Genomic DNA, 18,437 nt, shown 5'->3' on the forward strand with positions numbered 1-18,437 from the left:
CGAGGCTGTAGTCGTTTCGTCAGAGGATGGTCGTCGGCCGAACCCCGAGGCCGGAATGCATGTACGCCTCGTCGATCATCGTCATGTTGGCTACCGCGTTGCCCGGCCCGATCGGCAGCGCCGAGACCCCGGACAGATGATCGGCGAACGCTTCGAGTTGACAGGTGTACGACGACTTCGTGCCCAGATGCTCGACGCTCGTGCGCCCACCGGCCGTGACGGAGACACGGTCGTCGATGTTCGGCTGCAGGAAGTTGTGCACCAGGACGTCTCCTTCAGTGCCGAATACTCGGAAGGTGAAGTGATACCGCTCGTCCAACATCGTGGTCACCACGGATGCCGTGGCGCCGCTGGGGTATTCGAGTTCGATGTCGAACCACGAATCGACCCCCGGAGCGTATTCCTCGTGGCGGGTCCCGGTCACCACTGGCGCACCGCCACAGACGTCACTCAGCGTCCGGGAAGCATGTAACCCGTAGCAGCCCAGGTCCATCAGTGACCCGCCTGCCAATGCGAGCTCCCACCGCGGGTCGTTCTCGGATGGTGTGGGCATCCGCAGTACGGTTTCCACCCGAGTGACCGCGCCGACTGTGCCGCTCCGAACCACATCCAGCAGGCGCCGGTTCACCGGATGAAAGAGGTAGTGGAACCCCTCGAGCAGCGTCACTCCGCTCACGCGCGCTGCCTCGGCTACAGCACGCGCTTCCACCGCGTTGCTCGAAAACGGTTTCTCAGTCAGCACGTGCTTGCCGGCCCGAACGGCGGCGAGATTCCACGGTCCGTGCAGGCTGTTGGGCAGCGCGTTGTAGACGACGTCCACCTCCGGATCCGAGATCAGCTCGGCGTACGAACCGACCACCCGTTCGATCCCATGCTGGGCCGCATAGGCTCTGGCCCGCTCGGGGTCGCGTGCGGCAACGGCCACCAGGCGGTGCCCGGTGGCCGTTGCAGGTTTGATCATCGCGTTCTCGGCGATGCGTGAGGCTCCCAGAATGCCTATCCGCAGCGGGGTAGGTGTCACAGAACCGACCGCAGATACTCGACGCTCGCTCGCACATCGCGCACCGGTCCCTCGTCCGACGGCGCTTCGGCCAGAATGGTGTCCTGCTCGAGCACGTACCACCCGTCGAAACCGTGGCGCTGCAATATGGCTGTGACACCGGCGATGTCGACGTCGCCGCCACCGAGTGGACGGTACATTCCCGCCTTCACGCCGTCGGTGTAGGTGAGCTCACCACTGCGAACGCGTGATGCGAGGGCATCGTCGACGTCCTTGAGATGCACGTGGGTGATGCGCTCGGGAGCCTGACGCGCCAGGTCGACCGGATCGGTGCCGCCGATCAACAGGTGGCCGGTGTCCAGGCACAGGGGGATGGCCGAGCCGTCGAGCACTCGCAGGACCTCGTCGCGCTGCTCGATCATCGTTCCGACGTGAGGGTGGACAACTGCCCTGATTCCGCGCTCGGCCGCGGCGTCGGTGAGGCGATCGAGATTGTGCAGCAGGGTTTTCCAACTCTGCTCGTCCAATTCCGGACGCGAATCGTAGCCGTCGGAACCCGTCGCGGCGGCCAGGACCAAAACCTCGGCACCCGAGGCGACGAAACCATCGAGGATGGGGGAGATGCCGGGAACCGGATCATGATCGCGATCATGCAGCAGTACCGGTGCGAACCCGCCGACTGCGCTCAGATCGTGATCCGCGAGCACCTTGGCCATTTCGGCGGGTGCAGTCGGCAGAAATCCCTCCGGTCCGATTTCCGTTGCCGCCAGACCGACTTCGCGCATTTCCCGGAGGACTTGCGCAGCGTCGAGCTGGTAGCCCCAGCCCGGGACTTCGCACACGCCCCAGGAGATCGGTGCGCCGGCGATGCGAGGAGTGCTCATGTGTGTGCCTCATTCTTGTCGTGAAGGAACAGATCTTTGACTTCGGTGATCGTGACGGGCCGACCCTGGCGCAGAGAGTGCGTTGCAGCTTCGGAGATCCAGGCCGACTCGACCGCATCTGCGGGCGTGCACGGTGATTCCCGACGCCCGGCGACAACGCCGAGGAATGCTTCGAGTTCCGCACGGTAGGCGGACGTGAAGCGGTCCATGAAGAACGTGTACGGCTCCTTCGAGGGGAACGATGTTTCGGGGTCGAGAGAGCGCAGTGGCAAGCGGTCGTCCAGCCCGGCAACGACGGAGTCCGCCGAGCCGAGTACCTCGAGTCGGCAGTCGTAGCCGCGGCCGTTGTAGCGGGTATTCGACACGACCGCGATGGTTCCGCCTTCGAAAGTGAGAACCGTTGCGGCGGTGTCGACGTCACCGGCATCGGCGATCCCGCGATCACCCTGATTCGAGCCGGTGGCAAAAACCGTGGTGACTTCGCGGCCGCTGATCCACCGGACGATGTCGAAGTCGTGGATCGAGCAGTCGCGGAAGATGCCGCCGGAGTGTTCGATGTACGAGATCGGCGGGGGAGCGGGGTCGAGGGTGGTCGATCGGAGAGTGTGGATCCAACCGAGTTCTCCAGATCGAACCGCGTCGTACGCCGCCACAAATGACGGGTCGAATCGGCGCTGAAATCCGATCTGGACTGGTACCGACGTCTGTTCGGCAGTCGCGAGTACACGAACGGAGGATTCGATGGAGTCGGCTACCGGCTTTTCGCAGAACGTCGGGATGTCTCGGCGGACAGCGGCTTCGATCAAATCGGCATGTGAACTCGACGACGCGGCGATCAGAACGCCGTCGATGCCCGACGCTAGAAGCGCGTCGGGATCGGCAGCGGACTCCACGTCGAGTTCGCTTGCCACGTCCGAGGTTCGACGTGCGTCGACATCGGTGACAACCAGTGCGTCGACGCCGTTTAGCGTCAGTAGATTTCGGGCGTGGTAGCTGCCGATTCGTCCGAGGCCGACGACTCCGATGCGAGCGCCCATCAGTCCAGCCCTCCGAAGACGTTCTGGTCCCAGTCGATGATCGAACCCGTCACGACTCCGCTGCGATCGGAGAGCAGGAAGACGACGAAGTCGGCGATTTCGTCGACCTGTCCGAGCTTGCCCATGGGGAGGGTGCTGCCCGCGCGTTCCTGCCAGTCGTCACCAGCGTCGTGAAAAGCTCTCTGCGTGAGGTCTTCACCCTCGGTCTGTGTCCACCCGATGTCGAGACCGTTGATCCGGATACGATCCCAGCGATGCGCATGGGCCGCGTTGCGGGTCAGCCCCGCCAGCCCGGCCTTCGCTGCCACGTACGGCGCGAGATAGGGCTGCCCGCCGAGTTCGGACGTGGAGATGATGTTGACGATGGACCCGGGGACCGCACGCTCGCGCATGTCTTTGACTGCTGCCTGCATCGTGAAGAACGGACCGCGAAGGTTCACCGCGATGTGCTGGTCGAAGAGTTCTTCGGTGGTGTCGAGCAGCGTTCCGCGTGAAGTGAGCCCGGCGGAATTGACCAGAGCATCCACGCGGCCGAAGTGAGAGATCGTCTCGGCCACGCTGTCGAGCGCGGAATCCGTCTGTGCCACATCGGCTTCGATGAAGTGAGTTCCCGGAAGTTCTGTCTCGAGAGCCTTTCCGACGTCCGGGCGTCGGCCGGTGAAAGCCACCTGAGCGCCCTCACGGACTGCGGCGCGTACGATTCCGGCGCCGACGCCTTGCGAGCCGCCACTGACCAGTAAGACGGTGTCGGCCAGGAGTGCGGGCCTGGTTACGCCCGGCGTAGAAGTCATGGGTTTAGTCTGGCTGTGACGAAGACCTCGAGCAACAGCAAAAAACCATCAAATATCCATCATCGTGAGGTAGTTGTGGCGCATCGATTCAAAGTACGGGAGATCGCTCAGCAGTCGGGCCTGAGTGAGGCCACCGTCGACCGGGTGCTCAACGACCGTCCTGGAGTTCGCGACGGCACACGATCGGAGGTTCGCCAGGCGATCACGGACCTGGAACGTCAACGCTCGCAACTGAAACTGGTCGGTCGCACGTTCATCGTCGACGTCGTGTTGCAAACTCCTGCAAGGTTTTCCGACGCTGTCCGTGACGCGCTCGAGGCCGAACTGCCCACCCTTGCACCCGCTGTTGTTCGTTCTCGGTTTCACTTTCGTGAAACCGGTTCGGTAGAAGCGATGACATCGACGCTCGACAAGATTCGCCGGCGCGGGTCCCACGGTGTCATCGTCAAGGCTCCCGACACTCCGGAAGTCGTGGCGGCGATCGATCGGTTGGTGGCGGCAAGGATTCCGGTCGTCACGTTGGTGACCGACGTTGCCGGCAGCAGGCGAGCCGCCTACATCGGCATCGACAACCGAGCCGCCGGAGCCACCGCCGCGTACTTGATAGATCAGTGGCTGGGGGATCGGGAAGGCAACGTGCTGGTCAGCATGAGCAGCGGGTTCTTCCGCGGGGAGGAAGAACGGGAGATGGGATTTCGCTCCGCCATGCGAGTCTCGGCTCCGCATCGACGGTTGATCGACATTCCGAACAGTGACGGTCTGGATCAGACGAGTAGGAAACTGGTGCGAGCGGCACTCGAATCCGATCCGCAGATCCGTGCCGTGTATTCGATCGGTGGTGGCAACCTGGCCACTGTCGACGCGTTCGAAGAACTGAACCGGGAGTGCAGTGTCTTCATCGCCCACGATCTCGACGGTGACAATCGAAAGTTGCTGGGGGAGAGGCGAATATCAGCGGTGCTCCACCACGATCTGCGGGCGGATGTTCGCACTGCCTGTCAGGTGGTCATGAAGGAACACGGCGCCATGGGCGCTCACTTCGGCTTTACGACGTCACCGGTTCAAGTCGTGACACCGCTCAACATGCCCCCGACATAGCTGTGCGCGGTCAAGGAGTCCGGAGACTCCCTAACCGCGCACAGGGCCGAAGGCCTGACTATCGAGCGAAGAGCAGTGCTCGCTTGACTTCCTGAATAGCCTTTGTCACCTGGATGCCGCGGGGGCACGCGTCGGTGCAGTTGAACGTGGTGCGGCAACGCCACACGCCGTCTTTGTCGTTCAGGATGTCGAGACGCTCGGAAGCGGCCTCGTCACGGCTGTCGAAGATGAACCGGTGTGCGTTCACGATGGCAGCGGGACCGAAGTAGCTGCCGTCGCTCCAGTACACGGGGCACGACGTGGTGCAGCATGCGCAGAGGATGCACTTGGTGGTGTCGTCGAAACGAGCACGGTCGTGCTGGCTCTGGATGCGCTCACGAGTGGGCTCGTTGCCACTGGTGATGAGGAACGGCTTCACGGCGCGGAATGCGTCGAAGAAGGGCTCCATGTCGACAACCAGGTCCTTCTCGACGGGCAGGCCCTTGATGGGCTCGACCGTGATGGTGACCGGCTTGCCGTCCTTGGGCAGCATGTCCTTCATCAGCAGCTTGCAGGCCAGACGGTTCACACCGTTGATCCGCATGGCGTCCGATCCACAGACACCGTGTGCGCAGCTGCGACGGAACGTGAGGGTGCCGTCGAGGTAACCCTTCACGTACAGGAGCAGGTTGAGCAGACGGTCGGTGGGCAGTGCCGGGACCTGGAAACTGTCCCAGTGCTGGCCCTCGCCCGATTCGGGGTTCATCCGCGCGATCTTGAGAGTGACCATGACGGCCCCCTCGGGAACAGCGGGGAGTTTGGGTGCATCTACAGCAGGCGCAGACATCAGTACTTACGCTCCATCGGCTCGTAGCGGGTCTGGATCACCGGCTTGTAGTCCAGACGGATGTCGGAGAGCAGGCCGTCACCCTCCTTGTACGCCATCGTGTGCTTCATGTACTCGGCGTCGTTGCGGTCCGGGAAGTCCTCGCGAGCGTGGCCGCCGCGCGATTCCTTGCGGTTGAGGGCGCCGACGACGGTGACCTCTGCCATTTCGAGGAGGAAGCCCAGCTCGATGGCCTCGAGCAGGTCGCTGTTGTAGCGCTTGCCCTTGTCCTGGACCGTGATGTGGTTGTAGCGCTCCTTGAGAGCACGCACATCCTTGAGAGCCTGGGTGAGGCGCTCTTCGGTGCGGAAGACGGAGGCGTTGTTGTCCATCGACTGCTGCAGCTCGGTGCGGATGTCCGCAACGCGCTCGTGGCCGTGATCGGACAGGATGACGCCGACCCAGTCTTCGACCATCGCGGCGGGGGTTTCCGGCATGTCGACGAACTCGGTGGAGTTCGCGTACTCGGCCGCAGCGATGCCGGCGCGACGGCCGAACACGTTGATGTCGAGGAGCGAGTTGGTACCGAGACGGTTTGCACCGTGTACGGAGACACAGGCGCATTCGCCGGCCGCGTACAGACCCTTGACGATCTCGTCGTTGTTGCGCAGCACCTCACCGTTGATCTTGGTGGGGATACCGCCCATGACGTAGTGGCACGTCGGGTAGACGGGCACGGGCTCCTTGACGGGGTCCACGCCGAGGTAGGTGCGCGAGAACTCCATGATGTCGGGGAGCTTCTCGTCGAGAACTTCCTCGGGGATGTGCGTCACGTCGATGTAGACGTAGTCCTTGTTCGGGCCGGCGCCGCGGCCTTCGAGAACCTCGAGGACCATCGAACGCGCCACGATGTCACGCGGAGCGAGGTCCTTGATGGTGGGTGCGTAACGCTCCATGAAGCGTTCACCGTCGGCATTACGGAGAATGCCACCTTCACCGCGGACGGCTTCCGAGATCAGGATGCCGAGACCGGCGAGTCCTGTCGGGTGGAACTGGTGGAACTCCATGTCCTCGAGGGGCAGGCCCTTGCGGAAGATGATGCCCATGCCGTCACCGGTGAGGGTGTGCGCGTTGGACGTCGTCTTGTACATGCGTCCCGAGCCGCCGGTCGCGAAGACGATCGACTTGGCGTGGAAGATGTGCAGCTCGCCGGTCGAGAGCTCGTAGCAGATGACACCGGTGGCAACCGGGCCGTCCTCGGTCTCGGTGATGGCGATGTCGAGCGCGTAGAACTCGTTGAAGAACTCGACGTCGTGCTTGACGCAGTTCTGGTAGAGCGTCTGCAGGATCATGTGACCGGTGCGGTCGGCGGCGTAACACGCACGGCGGACGGGTGCCTTGCCGTGGTCGCGTGTGTGGCCACCGAATCGACGCTGGTCGATCTTGCCTTCGGGCGTGCGGTTGAACGGCAGACCCATCTTCTCGAGGTCGAGCACCGCATCGATGGCCTCCTTGGCCATGATCTCGACGGCGTCCTGGTCGGCGAGGTAGTCGCCGCCCTTGACGGTGTCGAAGGTGTGCCACTCCCAGTTGTCTTCCTCCACGTTCGCCAGTGCGGCACACATGCCGCCCTGGGCCGCGCCGGTGTGGCTGCGGGTGGGGTAGAGCTTGGTCAGTACGGCCGTGCGGGCACGGGGGCCAGCTTCGATTGCCGCACGCATGCCTGCGCCACCGGCGCCGACGATGACCACGTCATAACGATGTTCCTGCATGAAGTCTGTGCTCCCCTAGCTCGCCGAGATATTGGGGTCGAAGGTGAAGATGACGTACGTGCCCAGGCCCATGATCAGGATCATCGAGAGAACGAGGATCGTGGTCAGCCAGAAGCGCGTGGAGTCCTTGCGGGAGTAGTCCGCGATGACCGTGCGCAGACCGTTACCGCCGTGCAGCTGTGCCAGCCACAACATCGTCAGATCCCAGAACTGCCAGAACGGGCTGGACCAGCGACCTGCGACGAACGCGAAGTTCAAACGGTGAACGCCACCGTCGAGCATCAGCATGATGAACATGTGGCCCAGGACCAGAACGATCAGGGCGACGCCGGAGAAGCGCATGAAGAGCCATGCGTACAACTCGAAGTTGTTCCGAGCCTTCGCGCGCGGGGACCGCGGGTTGTCCAGGCTTGCGGGACGGTCGTATGAGGTGCCCAGGCTCTTGGCTTCGGGTCCGTGAGTAGTCGCCATGTCAGTGCTCCGCAAACATGTTGATGAGGATGCGTCCGGCGCCTGGGATCATCACCAGGAACCAGATCGTCAGAATGGTCCAGAGCATGACGCGCTGGTACTTCGGGCCCTTCGACCAGAAGTCCACCAACATCACGCGCACGCCGTTGAGGGCGTGGTAGAGGACTACGCCGACGAGGCCGATCTCCATGAGGCCGACGAGGGGGTTCTTGTACGTGTCGATGACGGCGTCGTACGTATCGGGATTGACCCGAACGAGTGCCGTATCGAGAACGTGTACGAATAGGAAGAAGAAAGTAGCGACGCCTGTGATCCGGTGTAGAACCCAGGACCACATTCCGGGGTCGCCCCGGTAAAGCGACCTCGTGCGCTCCTTCTGAGGAGCGGCTTCAGTCGTAGTACTCATCGAGTGCTGTGCCTCCAACGTCATTGGTGGACGCGTCGAGCCTGCAGAGAGCTTCGATGTACCTCAGCCCGGGCTCGACGGGATCCTGAACCGACTTGACTCAGACTCTAAACCTATGTGAAACCGGGAACTAATCAGATGCGGGATTCGTACGCGTACCAAACTCTTTGTAAGGTTTGCCTTTCCAATCTCGCCGAGACGGTTTCGGCGTGGTTTCTGCATCCATTCAGTCGGCGTGATTGGATAACGAACCATGGGTGACATCGACTGGAAGTTGTTGCGGCACAACGCGCAAGTGGTCATGCGGCAGGCTTATGCACCGTACTCGGGCTATGCAGTGGGTGCAGCTGCCCTGGTAGACGATGGTCGGATCGTCTCAGGATGCAATGTGGAAAATGTCTCATACGGTTTGAGCCTGTGTGCCGAATGTGGACTCGTCGGTAACTTGGCCGCCACCGGGGGCGGGCGGCTGATTGCCTTCACGTGCTGCGATGCGAAGGGCTCGATTCTGATGCCATGCGGCCGGTGCAGACAGCTTCTTCTCGAGCACGGCGGGGGTGAGATGCTTGTCGACACGAGCAGTGGGTTCAAGCCGCTGAGCGAGCTGTTGCCTGATGCTTTCGGGCCGGAACAAGCAGAGGGGCTCCGCCATGTTTGACGCAGTTTCCATCATCGGCGCCAAGCGTGACGGCCGCGAGCTGTCGGGAACCGAGATCGACTGGATAGTTCAGGCGTTCACTGAGGGGGTCGTCGGCGACGAGCAGATGTCGGCGCTCGCGATGGCGATCTATTTCCGAGGAATGTCGCGAGCAGAGACCGGCCGATGGACCGAGGCGATGATCGAATCCGGCGGGAGGATGGACTTTTCGGACTTGCCGCTGCCCACCGTCGACAAGCATTCGACCGGTGGAGTGGGGGACAAGATCACCCTTCCGCTTGCACCCCTCGTCGCTGCCTGTGGTCTTGCAGTCCCGCAGTTGTCGGGCCGCGGACTCGGCCACACCGGTGGAACTCTCGACAAGCTCGAGGCCATTCCAGGTTGGCGAGCCGAGCTCACGGCGACGGAGATGGTCGACATTCTCTCGGACCCGAAAATCGGCGCGGTGATCTGCGCTGCCGGAGCGAATCTGGCCCCCGCGGACAAGAAGCTCTACGCGCTGCGCGACGTGACCGGAACGGTGGAATCCATTCCGCTGATCGCAAGTTCGATCATGAGCAAGAAGATTGCCGAGGGAACCGGCGCCCTGGTGCTCGACGTCAAGGTCGGTTCCGGAGCGTTCATGAAGGACCTCGGCGACGCGCGAGAGTTGGCACGCACGATGGTCGAGCTTGGCAACGACGCCGGCGTGCGTACAAGCGCTCTCATCACCGGGATGGACACCCCGCTCGGATTGACGGCAGGCAACGCCCTCGAGGTACGTGAATCCGTCGAGGTGCTGGCAGGCGGCGGGCCGTCGGACGTCGTCGAGCTGACCCTGGTCCTGGCTCGGGAGATGCTGTCAGCGGCTGGGATCGACGGTATCGACCCCGCCGACAAACTGTCCGACGGCACAGCCATGGACCGGTGGCGCGCGATGATCGCCGCCCAAGGTGGGGACCCACACGCGACGCTGCCGACAGCTCGGCACAGCGACGTCGTCACCGCGGACCGAGACGGCGTACTGACCCGACTCGACGCCATGGCGGTGGGCATCGCGGCCTGGAAACTGGGAGCCGGACGCGAACGGCAGGGCGAAGCCGTTCAGGCCGGTGCCGGCATCGAGATGCATGCAAAGCCTGGCGACGTGGTCCGTGCCGGGCAGAAGCTGATGACACTGCACACCGACACTCCCGAGAGATTTGATGCAGCGCGACGAAGCCTCGGCGGTGGATGGTCGATCGGGACCGATTCCGACACCGTTTCGCGACCGTTGCTCATCGAGCGAATTGTGGGTGATTCGCGTTAGCGTTGGCGAATGAACGCACCGGAGTTGACCACGATCCGCAGCGCACCCAAAGTTCTTCTCCACGATCATCTCGACGGAGGACTCCGACCCGAGACCGTTCTCGAACTGGCCGAGCAATGTGGCTACGACGAGCTGCCGGCGAATACGGCATCCGAACTGGCGCAATGGTTCCGAACTGCCGCTGACAGTGGATCGCTCGAGCTCTACCTCGAAACGTTCGCGCACACAGTCGCCGTGATGCAGACCCCCGAAGGGCTTGCACGGGTGGCACGTGAGTGTGCCGAGGATCTGGCCGACGACAACGTCGTCTATGCCGAGGTCCGTTTTGCGCCCGAGCAGCACCTGGAACAAGGCCTGAGTTTGGACGAGGTCGTCGAGCACGTTCTCGAAGGTTTCCGGGCCGGCGAATCCGCTGCCAGGGTCGCGGGACGGGAGATCCGCATCGGCTGTCTTCTCACGGCGATGAGGCATGCCGCGCGGTCGCGGGAGATCGCCGAACTCGCGGTGCGATTCCGGGACCGCGGGGTTGTCGGGTTCGACATCGCCGGTGCCGAGGCCGGTAACCCACCGAGCCGGCACCTCGATGCTTTCGAGTACATGCGTGATGCGAACGCTCACTTCACGATTCACGCGGGTGAGGCTTTCGGGTTGCCGTCGATCCACGAAGCCATCGCCTTCTGCGGAGCGGATCGGTTGGGCCACGGCGTGCGGATCGTGGACGACATCGACGTAGGAGTGCAAGGTGGGGCAGAGTTGGGTCGGCTCGCGAATTACGTCCGTGACATGCGCATTCCCCTGGAACTGTGCCCGAGTTCGAACGTGCAGACCGGGGCCGTAGCCGCCCTGGCGGACCATCCGTTCGGACTCTTGGCGGACTTGCGCTTCCGAGTGACCGTCAACACTGACAACAGGCTGATGAGCGACACCACCATGAGCCGGGAAATGGCCGCGTTGGTCGAGACCTTCGGTTACGGATGGACCGATCTCGAACGCTTCACCATCAACGCGATGAAGTCGGCCTTCATCCCGTTCGACGAGCGCCTCGCGTTGATCGACGACGTCATCAAGCCGGGCTACGCCGTGCTCATCGGCTAGATGACGTGCGCCCGACTACTCAGATCGAAGCCGGGTCTCGAACTCGCGTTCGAGTTCGCGCCAGGCCTCGGATTCCTTGGTGAACGGCGCACTCGGAGCCATCCGCGACGGATCGGGGTTGAGGAGGTACGAGACGTACCAACCCAGCTCGTTCGACGCGGACAGAGCCTCCTCGGTGGAGTCGTCGTCGGCGAAATCTGCTGCATCGGTGAACAATTCGACTGCGAGTTCCAGCTGCTCGGCATCTACGACGTCCGGGCCCTGGGCGAGGTCGTCGGCGATACCGGGCAGAACGTAGACGTTCTCGTCCGTGACCTCGATTTCGAGTGAACCGTCGACGGCCGCATTCTGAATTTCGCCGTACGTACTGACCTGCGAGAGATCGTGTTCGTGGTTGTCGGCGAGGTAGCGAGCGAGTGCGCGCTCGCTACGGAAGACGGTGATCAGTCCGTCCTTGCCGAGGAAGATCGCCTGATCTCCCATGTAGCAGCGCAGAGTGTAGAACGTCTCGGCCGAGGTGATGATGCGGATCGGGTCGACACCGACCTCGCCCCAGAAGGTCTCGACTTCGTCTTCGTCCTCTTCGAGGTCGTCTTCGTCGAATTCCTCGTCCTCGCCCTCCTCGGCGACATCGTCGGCGTCGACGGTGTTCTCGGCGGCAGCGAGCAGTTCAGCTTCGGCGACCGCGACGGCGGCTGCATCGACCTTCGGGGAGGTGACCACCTTGTCGATGGCGTCGAGAACGGCGTCCCAGTCCTTGACGATCGCAGCGCCGACCTGGTCCCACAACTCCAGGCCTTCGCGGCCTTCGAAGGTGCCGGCGCCGGTGGCAAGCGCGCCGAGTACCGGATGGCCGCTGAAGAAGCGGATGACCGCGTCGAGTTCGCACACCTCACCGATGTTGCGAGCCATGTTCAGGGTGTCTTCGAGTTCCGAGACCGCCAGTGCCTCAGGGTCACCTGCGGCCAGTTCCGGCACGCCGACGAAATCGAACGTGAAGTTCTCTTCCGGTTCCAACTCGGCTGCCGACAGTCCGGAGACGACGGCCCACGCCGGATGCTCGACCAGGTCGTTGTCGGAGTCCGTTCGGATGAAGGCCGCGAGTTCCGCGACGGAGGAGAACCCGTAGAGGTCTTCCTCATGGCCGAGAAACGCTTCCCACTCGTCGTCGCCCTCGCGCCAGCGAGGTGCCCACAAAGTGACGAGGTCTCCGTCGGTGAGTCCGATTTCGATAGGGACGATGTCTCCAGCCATGGGCGGAAGCCTATCCACCGCAGCGCGAAAGGCATAGCGGGGGTTCGTCACGTTTGTTTCAGGGCTACTCGGAGCTCACTGACCAGTCGCTCGCGTTCGTCGTTGGACTGTTGAACTGCCTGGTGAATCGTGGCCACCGTCAATGCGGCCACCGTCTGAGAATTCATCGCGGTGATTGCGTCGGTGATCCGTAGGTCGACCAGAGCGCCCAGCCCGTCGACAGTCGCCGTGACTATCCCACCCTCGCTCGAGACGACTACCCGAAGAGCGCCGACCCCGTCGACGGCGTCCTGCAAGAGTCCCGTCCGGTGTTTCGCCAGCTCCATGATTCGATCAATCTCGCTCATATCGAACGCATCCAGCTCGACGGAAGGTTCTGGCCCTCGGCGGCGTCGACATCGGCCAGTTCGTCTCGGGTCGGGAGACCGAGCCGATCGAGGATCGCTGCCGGGACTCCGGTCTCCTCGAGCTCCACACGATGGCGGGCGCCGGCTTCGATTGCTGCATGTGAGCACAGCGTGAGTATCTGCTGTGCCAACCGCTGCCCGCCGTACCGCAGTTCGTCCTGGCTGATCCTCAGGTCCACGGGCACGGCGTGCTCCGTGGCGCGGACCGCGATGGTTCCGTTGCGGTTGACGGCTACGGCTGTGATGATCGGCGGTGATTCGCGCTTGTTCTCGGGCATGATTCCCTGTCATTCCGTCGGACGGTAGAAGCCGTGAAAGCCCATGCCGCTGTTCGTGGTTCGGATGGCGCTGATCTCGACAGGATCGCCGGCTTCGACCATCTGACCGTTGCCGATCACCATGGCGACGTGTCCGTCCCAGACCGCGAGGTCGCCCGGCATCAGATTGTTCTGATCGACCTGGTTCCCGATTCCCTGTTCCTGAGCCAACCTCGGAATATCGACTCCGGCCTGGCCGTACGCCCATTGCGTCAGACCACTGCAGTCCAGACCGACTCCGGGTGTCGTGCCTCCCCAGGCGTACGGGACACCCTGTTGAGTGAGCGCGTTGCGTACGGCAGCAGCGGCCTCGGCGTTCGGTGCGGTGGCAATCGAGCCGTCGGGAAGTTCGACCTCAACGCCACCGACGGAACCGGAACCACTTGCGGAACCGGAACCACTTGCGGAACCGGAACCACTTGCGGAACCGGAACCACCCGCCGACTCGGAGACCCCAGGTGCGGGATCGGGTATCGGGACGGACGGGACGAGTGCGGACATCTTGTCGGTCGACCCGGCCAGCTCACCGCGTACCCGCTCGATCACCGATACCGCGCGTCCGAGGTGCTCCAACGCGGCCGACAACAACATCAATTGGCCCGTCGGTGTCATCAGCGTCGGCCCGGCCTTGATCGCGAGTGTCAGAAAGGACTGGAGAATCTCACCGAGTTCGGTCATTCCCGCGTACACGGACGTTGTCGCTTCGTCCACGACGCCGGCGATGTCGGTCCCACGATCGGCGAGGTTTCGCGTCGACGTCTGCGTCTGCTCGGTTTTGGTCACCGCAGCAGTGAGGGCAGTCGACGAACTCTGAGAGGACGCCAGTTCGCTCAGTGCCGCGCTTCCCAGTTGGTAGGCGATCTCGAGGGCGTCCGTGGCGATTCGGATGCCGACGTCGGGTCCACTTGCGCTGGGGACACCAGTCCCGACAGTGTCGACCAGGTCGATGATCGGTCGTGCGAGTGCGTCGACGTCGATCATGAGCGTGCGGCTTCAGCGAGAGTCCTTCGTACCGATTCCTCGGAGTCGAGATAGACGGCGTGAGCGTCGCGGGTGGCTGACTGGACGCTGGAGATCACAGCGGACAGTCGATCGATGTCGTCGATGTGCGCTTGCTGTGCTCGGCTCGCGACATCGACGAAGTCGCCGCCGATCAGCCCGAGCACAGCGGACAGAGCCATGTGATCGCCACCCGCTGCGTCCTGTCGAGCTTGCGCGACGTTGTCGGCAACAGTGCCCAACCGCCTGGCGAACTCCGCGATGCTTTCAGTGTCCAGATCCAGATTTGTCAACTTGTCTTCCCCCCGTTGCGCTTACTCCTTCTTGGACGCCGCGCGGGGTGCTCCGGTTCCCGAGGAACTATTCTGATGGTCATGCAAACGCACGTAGTCGACCATCCGCTCGCGGCGGCCCTCTTGACGACAATGCGTGATGCACGCAGTGAGAACGCAACTTTTCGTTCCGCACTTCGCAGGCTCACGCACATGCTGGTCTACGAGGCCATGCGTGACGCGGAGGTCGAGGAATTTCCGGTCGACACCCCGGTAGCAGCGACGACGGGCATCCGGCTCGCGAAGCCGCCGTTGTTGGTACCGGTGCTGCGGGCCGGTCTGGGCATGGTCGAACAGGCGAGTGCGCTGATTCCGTCGGCCGGCGTCGGCTTTGTCGGAATGGCACGTGACGAAGAGACTCATCAGCCGGTTCCGTACCTCGAATCCCTGCCGGCGGATCTGTCCGGTATCCCGGTGTTCGTGCTCGATCCGATGCTCGCCACCGGTGGTTCGATGGTGCACACCATCGACTTGCTGGTTGCGCGTGGCGCGACCGACGTCACGGCAGTGTGCGTCGTGGCCGCTCCGGCCGGCGTCGACGCGCTGGCAGCGTCCGGCCACCCGGTTCGTCTGGTCATCGCGAGCATCGATGACGGACTCGACGAGAACGCTTTCATCGTCCCCGGTCTCGGTGACGCCGGCGATCGGCAGTTCGGACCCCGCTAGAGCGAAAGGGCGAAGGTTCGGAGTTCGGCCAGCCGGGCCTTCGCCTGCTCTACTGCGTTCGCGAGGTCGTCGCGGTTCGCCACCGGGACGACAACTTCGAGATAACACTTGAGCTTGGGCTCGGTGCCGGACGGTCGCACCACCACGCGGATCGACGGTCCGTCGAATATCACTGCGTCCGTGCGCATACCACCGCGAACCTCGGCCAAGTCCTCGACGGTGACCGGCTCGCCCGCGAGTTGGCTTGGCGGATCGGCGCGTAGTCGTTTCATCATTTCGGCGATGTCGCTCGAATCCTCGACGCGGCGGGATACTTGGTCCCCACGATGCAGTCCGAATTCGACGGCATAGTCGCCCAGAACGTCCAGCAGGGTTCTGTTGCTGACCGCGAGGGTGGCAGCCAAGTCGGCCACCAGCACGGCAGCCGAGATTCCGTCCTTGTCCCGCACCACATCCGGATCGACGCAGTGCCCGATCGCTTCCTCGTAGGCGTAGACGAGTCCGTCGCCGGCACGCGTGAGCCACTTGAAACCGGTGAGTGTCTGCGCAAACCTGGCTCCGCGGGCTCTCGCCAACTTCGAGAGCAGGGTCGAGGAGACGATCGTCGTCGCCACCAACGAATCTTCGGGCGCCGTGCTCAGTACGTGGTCGGCCAGGAGCACCCCGGTTTCGTCGCCGCGCAACATGCGCCACTGATCACCGTCGCGAACTCCGACGGCGCAGCGGTCGGCATCCGGGTCGAGTGCGATCGCCAGATCCGCGTCGACACTTCGGGCAAGGGCGAGCAGGCGGTCTGCGGCGCCGGGCTCTTCGGGATTGGGGAACTCGACGGTCGGAAACGTGGGGTCGGGATCGAACTGCTCCGCCACGACGTGCAGGTCCTCGAATCCTGCTGCTCGCAGAGCCGCGGTCGCAGTCTCGCCGCCGACGCCGTGCATTGCCGTGAGCGCAATCCGGATCGAGCGGGCGTCGCCGTGCGGGAGGGTCGCGATGCGGGCGATGTACTCCTCGACCAGAGAATCGTCGGCCGGAATCACCGATGCCCGCGCGACGTCGGCGGCACCACCGATGCGGGCGATCTCGCTCTCGATTTCACGATCGGCGGGGGAGACGAGTTGCGCTCCGCCCGAGAGATACACCTTGTAACCGTTGTCGGCGGCAGGATTGTGGGAGGCGGTGATCTGGATACCTGCCGCTGCCCCGAGCCTGCGCACCGCGAACGCCACCAGCGGTGTCGGCAGTGGGCGGGGGAGCAGGGTCACCTCGAACCCGGCCGCTGCCATGACCTCGGCGGCGGCGAGAGCAAATGCCTCTGAACCGAGCCGGGCGTCGCGGCCGACCACAACGCGGGACCCGCCCTGGCAGCGAGCTGTCAGCCAGGCCGCCAGACCGGCGGTGGTCCGGATGACGACCGCGAGGTTCATGCCGTTGGGTCCACCGCGCACCGGCCCGCGAAGCCCAGCAGTGCCGAACGTCAGTGGTGCGGAAAAGCGTTCGGTCAGTTCATGTTCGGAAAGGGCGGCTAATTCTGCGCGGGTAACCGGGTCCGGATCGGCGTCGATCCACTCGGTGACGTTCAGTGGTGTCACAGCTGCTCGACCAGTTGACGCAGCAGCACTCCCATCCGGGCCGCCGAGGCTTTGCCTGCCGCCAGCACTTCCTGATGGTCGAGCGGGGCGCCCGTGATTCCGGCGGCCAGATTGGTGACCATGGAGATGCCGAGAACGCGAGCGCCGAGCGCGCGAGCCGCGATGGTCTCGTGAACTGTCGACATGCCGACCAGATCGGCGCCGAGTGTACGAAGCATTCGAATCTCGCCTGGAGTCTCGTAGTGCGGACCGGGAAGCCCGGCGTAAACACCCTCGGCAAGGTCCGGGTCGATCGAGCGAGCCAGCGCACGCAGTTCCGGCGAGTAGGCGTCGACCAGGTCGACGAACTCTGCGCCGACGAGGGGAGAGCGGGCCGTCAGGTTCAGGTGGTCACTGATCAGCACCGGTTGACCGACTGTGTAGTTTTCAGCAATACCGCCGGCCGCATTGGTGAGGATGACCGTTTGGGCACCGGCAGCAATGGCTGTCCGGACCGGGTGGACGACGGTACCGAGATCGTGGCCCTCGTATGCGTGCGCGCGCCCGAGCAGCAGCAGGACTTCGGTGTTTCCGACGCGCACCGAACGAATGGTGCCCGCATGGCCGAGAGCGGACGGTGGGGCGAAGCCAGGAAGATCCGCCATCGAGACTTCGGCTGTCACGTCCGCACCGGCGTCGCCGAACACGTCTGCGGCATCGGTCCACCCCGACCCGAGCACGATGGCGACTGACGGTGACGAAGAGCCAGTCATGGCGGACAGAGCAGCGGCGGCGGCCTCGGCGATCGTTCCCATGTGAGCAACCCTACTGAGGAGTCGGGTCGGTTCGCCGGGTGAGTTGGCGGGCGTTACTCTCCCATCCATGCCTTATCTCGAACGCGACGGCGACGTATTCATCCTGTACCTCGGCAACGAGGGCGAAACGGACAACGAGAACCGCTTCGGCCCTGAGTGGATCGACGCTGTTCACAGCAAGTTGGACGAGGTCGAAGCGCACGAGGGGCCCGCAGCCCTGGTGACGACGGCGACGGGCAAGTTCTACACGAACGGCCTGGACACGACGTGGATCTTCGGCAATCTCGACGGTCTCCCCGGCTACCTGGACAAGGTCCACACCATCTACAGCCGTTTGCTGACCTTCCCGATGGCCACGGTCGCGGCCGTGCAGGGGCACGCGTTCGGCGCCGGCGCCATGCTCGCGTCCTCGCACGATTTCCAGATCATGCGCGCGGACCGCGGCTTCTACTGCCTGCCCGAGGTGGGACTGAACATGCCGTTCACTGTCGGGATGTCTGCACTGCTGAACAGTCGTCTGCCCAAGCAGACGGCAGTCGATGCCATGACGACGGGGCGTCGCTTCGGCGGCGCCGACGCACTCGCTGCCGGCATCGTGCAGGAAACGGTCGACGGCGACGGAGTACTCGCCGCTGCTGTGGCCAAGGCGTCGGCACTGACGTCGACTCACGGCAAGAACTTGGCGGGAATCAAGGCAGGCATCCACCGCGATGCTCTTGCAGACCTCGCTCAGGTGACTGACAAGAGCAACTTCTCCTTCGGGTGAGACAATGA

The 18,437-nt window shown here is 63.7% G+C and carries 21 protein-coding genes; 6 read left to right on the forward strand and 15 right to left on the reverse strand.

Annotated elements, in window-relative coordinates; translation table 11 throughout:
* Window positions 1-19: 19 nt before the first annotated feature.
* The 4 genes from QM609_RS21575 to QM609_RS21590 are packed head-to-tail and all read right to left on the reverse strand — an operon-like array spanning window position 20 to window position 3,712.
* The gene (locus QM609_RS21575; protein ID WP_076948981.1) at window positions 20-1,021 is read right to left on the reverse strand and encodes a Gfo/Idh/MocA family protein; all 1,002 of its coding nucleotides are present in this window, start codon (window positions 1,019-1,021) and stop codon (window positions 20-22) included.
* Window positions 1,018-1,884, reverse strand: a complete 867-nt coding sequence (locus QM609_RS21580) for a TIM barrel protein (protein ID WP_050654869.1) — start codon at window positions 1,882-1,884, stop codon at window positions 1,018-1,020. The genes QM609_RS21575 and QM609_RS21580 overlap by 4 nt, the downstream gene beginning before the upstream one ends.
* The gene (locus QM609_RS21585; RefSeq protein WP_050654870.1) at window positions 1,881-2,921 is read right to left on the reverse strand and encodes a Gfo/Idh/MocA family protein; all 1,041 of its coding nucleotides are present in this window, start codon (window positions 2,919-2,921) and stop codon (window positions 1,881-1,883) included. Before QM609_RS21585 ends, QM609_RS21580 begins: the two co-directional genes overlap by 4 nt.
* Window positions 2,921-3,712 carry an SDR family oxidoreductase gene (locus QM609_RS21590; RefSeq protein WP_003940964.1) on the reverse strand — a complete coding sequence of 264 codons (792 nt, stop codon included), beginning with the start codon at window positions 3,710-3,712 and terminating at the stop codon, window positions 2,921-2,923. Before QM609_RS21590 ends, QM609_RS21585 begins: the two co-directional genes overlap by 1 nt.
* A gap of 75 nt (window positions 3,713-3,787) precedes the next feature.
* On the opposite strand from QM609_RS21590, the gene QM609_RS21595 reads away from it, so the two are divergent.
* A complete protein-coding gene (locus QM609_RS21595; protein WP_037129077.1) occupies window positions 3,788-4,810 on the forward strand; it encodes a LacI family DNA-binding transcriptional regulator in 1,023 nt (340 codons plus the stop codon).
* 58 nt (window positions 4,811-4,868) lie between these two features.
* Here the strand turns inward: QM609_RS21595 and QM609_RS21600 are convergent, their stop codons facing one another.
* Genes QM609_RS21600 through sdhC form a run of 4 tightly spaced genes read right to left on the reverse strand, consistent with a single transcriptional unit; the run spans window position 4,869 to window position 8,264 of the window.
* Complete coding sequence (locus tag QM609_RS21600; RefSeq protein ID WP_003940925.1) at window positions 4,869-5,636, reverse strand: succinate dehydrogenase iron-sulfur subunit; 768 nt, start codon at window positions 5,634-5,636, stop codon at window positions 4,869-4,871.
* Window positions 5,636-7,387, reverse strand: coding sequence for a succinate dehydrogenase flavoprotein subunit (sdhA, locus tag QM609_RS21605; protein WP_003941011.1), 1,752 nt, complete (start codon window positions 7,385-7,387; stop codon window positions 5,636-5,638). Before sdhA ends, QM609_RS21600 begins: the two co-directional genes overlap by 1 nt.
* Window positions 7,388-7,402: 15 nt before the next feature.
* Entirely contained in the window at window positions 7,403-7,858 is a 456-nt protein-coding gene (locus QM609_RS21610) for a succinate dehydrogenase hydrophobic membrane anchor subunit (RefSeq protein ID WP_003940699.1), read from the reverse strand.
* Window position 7,859: 1 nt separating this feature from the next.
* Window positions 7,860-8,264, reverse strand: coding sequence for a succinate dehydrogenase, cytochrome b556 subunit (gene sdhC / locus QM609_RS21615; protein ID WP_020969155.1), 405 nt, complete (start codon window positions 8,262-8,264; stop codon window positions 7,860-7,862).
* Window positions 8,265-8,517: 253 nt separating this feature from the next.
* On the opposite strand from sdhC, the gene QM609_RS21620 reads away from it, so the two are divergent.
* The 3 genes from QM609_RS21620 to QM609_RS21630 are packed head-to-tail and all read left to right on the forward strand — an operon-like array spanning window position 8,518 to window position 11,305.
* Window positions 8,518-8,922, forward strand: a complete 405-nt coding sequence (locus QM609_RS21620; protein WP_042449639.1) for a cytidine deaminase — start codon at window positions 8,518-8,520, stop codon at window positions 8,920-8,922.
* Window positions 8,915-10,210, forward strand: a complete 1,296-nt coding sequence (locus QM609_RS21625; protein WP_050654871.1) for a thymidine phosphorylase — start codon at window positions 8,915-8,917, stop codon at window positions 10,208-10,210. Before QM609_RS21620 ends, QM609_RS21625 begins: the two co-directional genes overlap by 8 nt.
* A 9-nt stretch (window positions 10,211-10,219) precedes the next feature.
* Complete coding sequence (locus QM609_RS21630) at window positions 10,220-11,305, forward strand: adenosine deaminase (RefSeq protein WP_050654872.1); 1,086 nt, start codon at window positions 10,220-10,222, stop codon at window positions 11,303-11,305.
* A gap of 15 nt (window positions 11,306-11,320) precedes the next feature.
* On the opposite strand, the gene QM609_RS21635 is transcribed toward QM609_RS21630, so the two are convergent.
* From QM609_RS21635 to QM609_RS21655, 5 genes are read right to left on the reverse strand one after another with little or no spacing between them, the layout of a single operon-like run.
* Window positions 11,321-12,559, reverse strand: coding sequence for a SatS C-terminal domain-containing protein (locus tag QM609_RS21635; protein WP_050654873.1), 1,239 nt, complete (start codon window positions 12,557-12,559; stop codon window positions 11,321-11,323).
* A 47-nt stretch (window positions 12,560-12,606) separates the two neighbouring features.
* The gene (locus tag QM609_RS21640) at window positions 12,607-12,906 is read right to left on the reverse strand and encodes a YbaB/EbfC family nucleoid-associated protein (protein WP_007727324.1); all 300 of its coding nucleotides are present in this window, start codon (window positions 12,904-12,906) and stop codon (window positions 12,607-12,609) included.
* Complete coding sequence (locus QM609_RS21645) at window positions 12,903-13,244, reverse strand: hypothetical protein (RefSeq protein ID WP_050654874.1); 342 nt, start codon at window positions 13,242-13,244, stop codon at window positions 12,903-12,905. The genes QM609_RS21640 and QM609_RS21645 overlap by 4 nt, the downstream gene beginning before the upstream one ends.
* Window positions 13,245-13,253: 9 nt before the next feature.
* Window positions 13,254-14,264 carry a C40 family peptidase gene (locus QM609_RS21650; RefSeq protein ID WP_050654875.1) on the reverse strand — a complete coding sequence of 337 codons (1,011 nt, stop codon included), beginning with the start codon at window positions 14,262-14,264 and terminating at the stop codon, window positions 13,254-13,256.
* Window positions 14,261-14,575 carry a type VII secretion target gene (locus QM609_RS21655; RefSeq protein ID WP_050654876.1) on the reverse strand — a complete coding sequence of 105 codons (315 nt, stop codon included), beginning with the start codon at window positions 14,573-14,575 and terminating at the stop codon, window positions 14,261-14,263. The genes QM609_RS21650 and QM609_RS21655 overlap by 4 nt, the downstream gene beginning before the upstream one ends.
* 81 nt (window positions 14,576-14,656) lie before the next feature.
* On the opposite strand from QM609_RS21655, the gene upp reads away from it, so the two are divergent.
* Window positions 14,657-15,280, forward strand: coding sequence for a uracil phosphoribosyltransferase (gene upp / locus QM609_RS21660; protein WP_007727319.1), 624 nt, complete (start codon window positions 14,657-14,659; stop codon window positions 15,278-15,280).
* Here the strand turns inward: upp and QM609_RS21665 are convergent.
* Window positions 15,277-16,869 carry a phospho-sugar mutase gene (locus QM609_RS21665; protein ID WP_050654877.1) on the reverse strand — a complete coding sequence of 531 codons (1,593 nt, stop codon included), beginning with the start codon at window positions 16,867-16,869 and terminating at the stop codon, window positions 15,277-15,279. The two genes, upp and QM609_RS21665, sit on opposite strands and share 4 nt — an antisense overlap.
* Window positions 16,866-17,663 carry a purine-nucleoside phosphorylase gene (locus QM609_RS21670; RefSeq protein WP_283337433.1) on the reverse strand — a complete coding sequence of 266 codons (798 nt, stop codon included), beginning with the start codon at window positions 17,661-17,663 and terminating at the stop codon, window positions 16,866-16,868. Before QM609_RS21670 ends, QM609_RS21665 begins: the two co-directional genes overlap by 4 nt.
* Before the next feature lie 67 nt (window positions 17,664-17,730).
* Here QM609_RS21670 and QM609_RS21675 point away from each other — a divergent pair, with 67 nt between their 5' ends.
* Window positions 17,731-18,429, forward strand: a complete 699-nt coding sequence (locus tag QM609_RS21675; protein WP_003940710.1) for an enoyl-CoA hydratase-related protein — start codon at window positions 17,731-17,733, stop codon at window positions 18,427-18,429.
* The last annotated feature ends 8 nt before the right edge of the window (window positions 18,430-18,437 follow it).

Source organism: Rhodococcus sp. IEGM 1302 (assembly GCF_030056935.1).
Taxonomy (GTDB): Bacteria; Actinomycetota; Actinomycetes; order Mycobacteriales; family Mycobacteriaceae; genus Rhodococcus_F; species Rhodococcus_F qingshengii.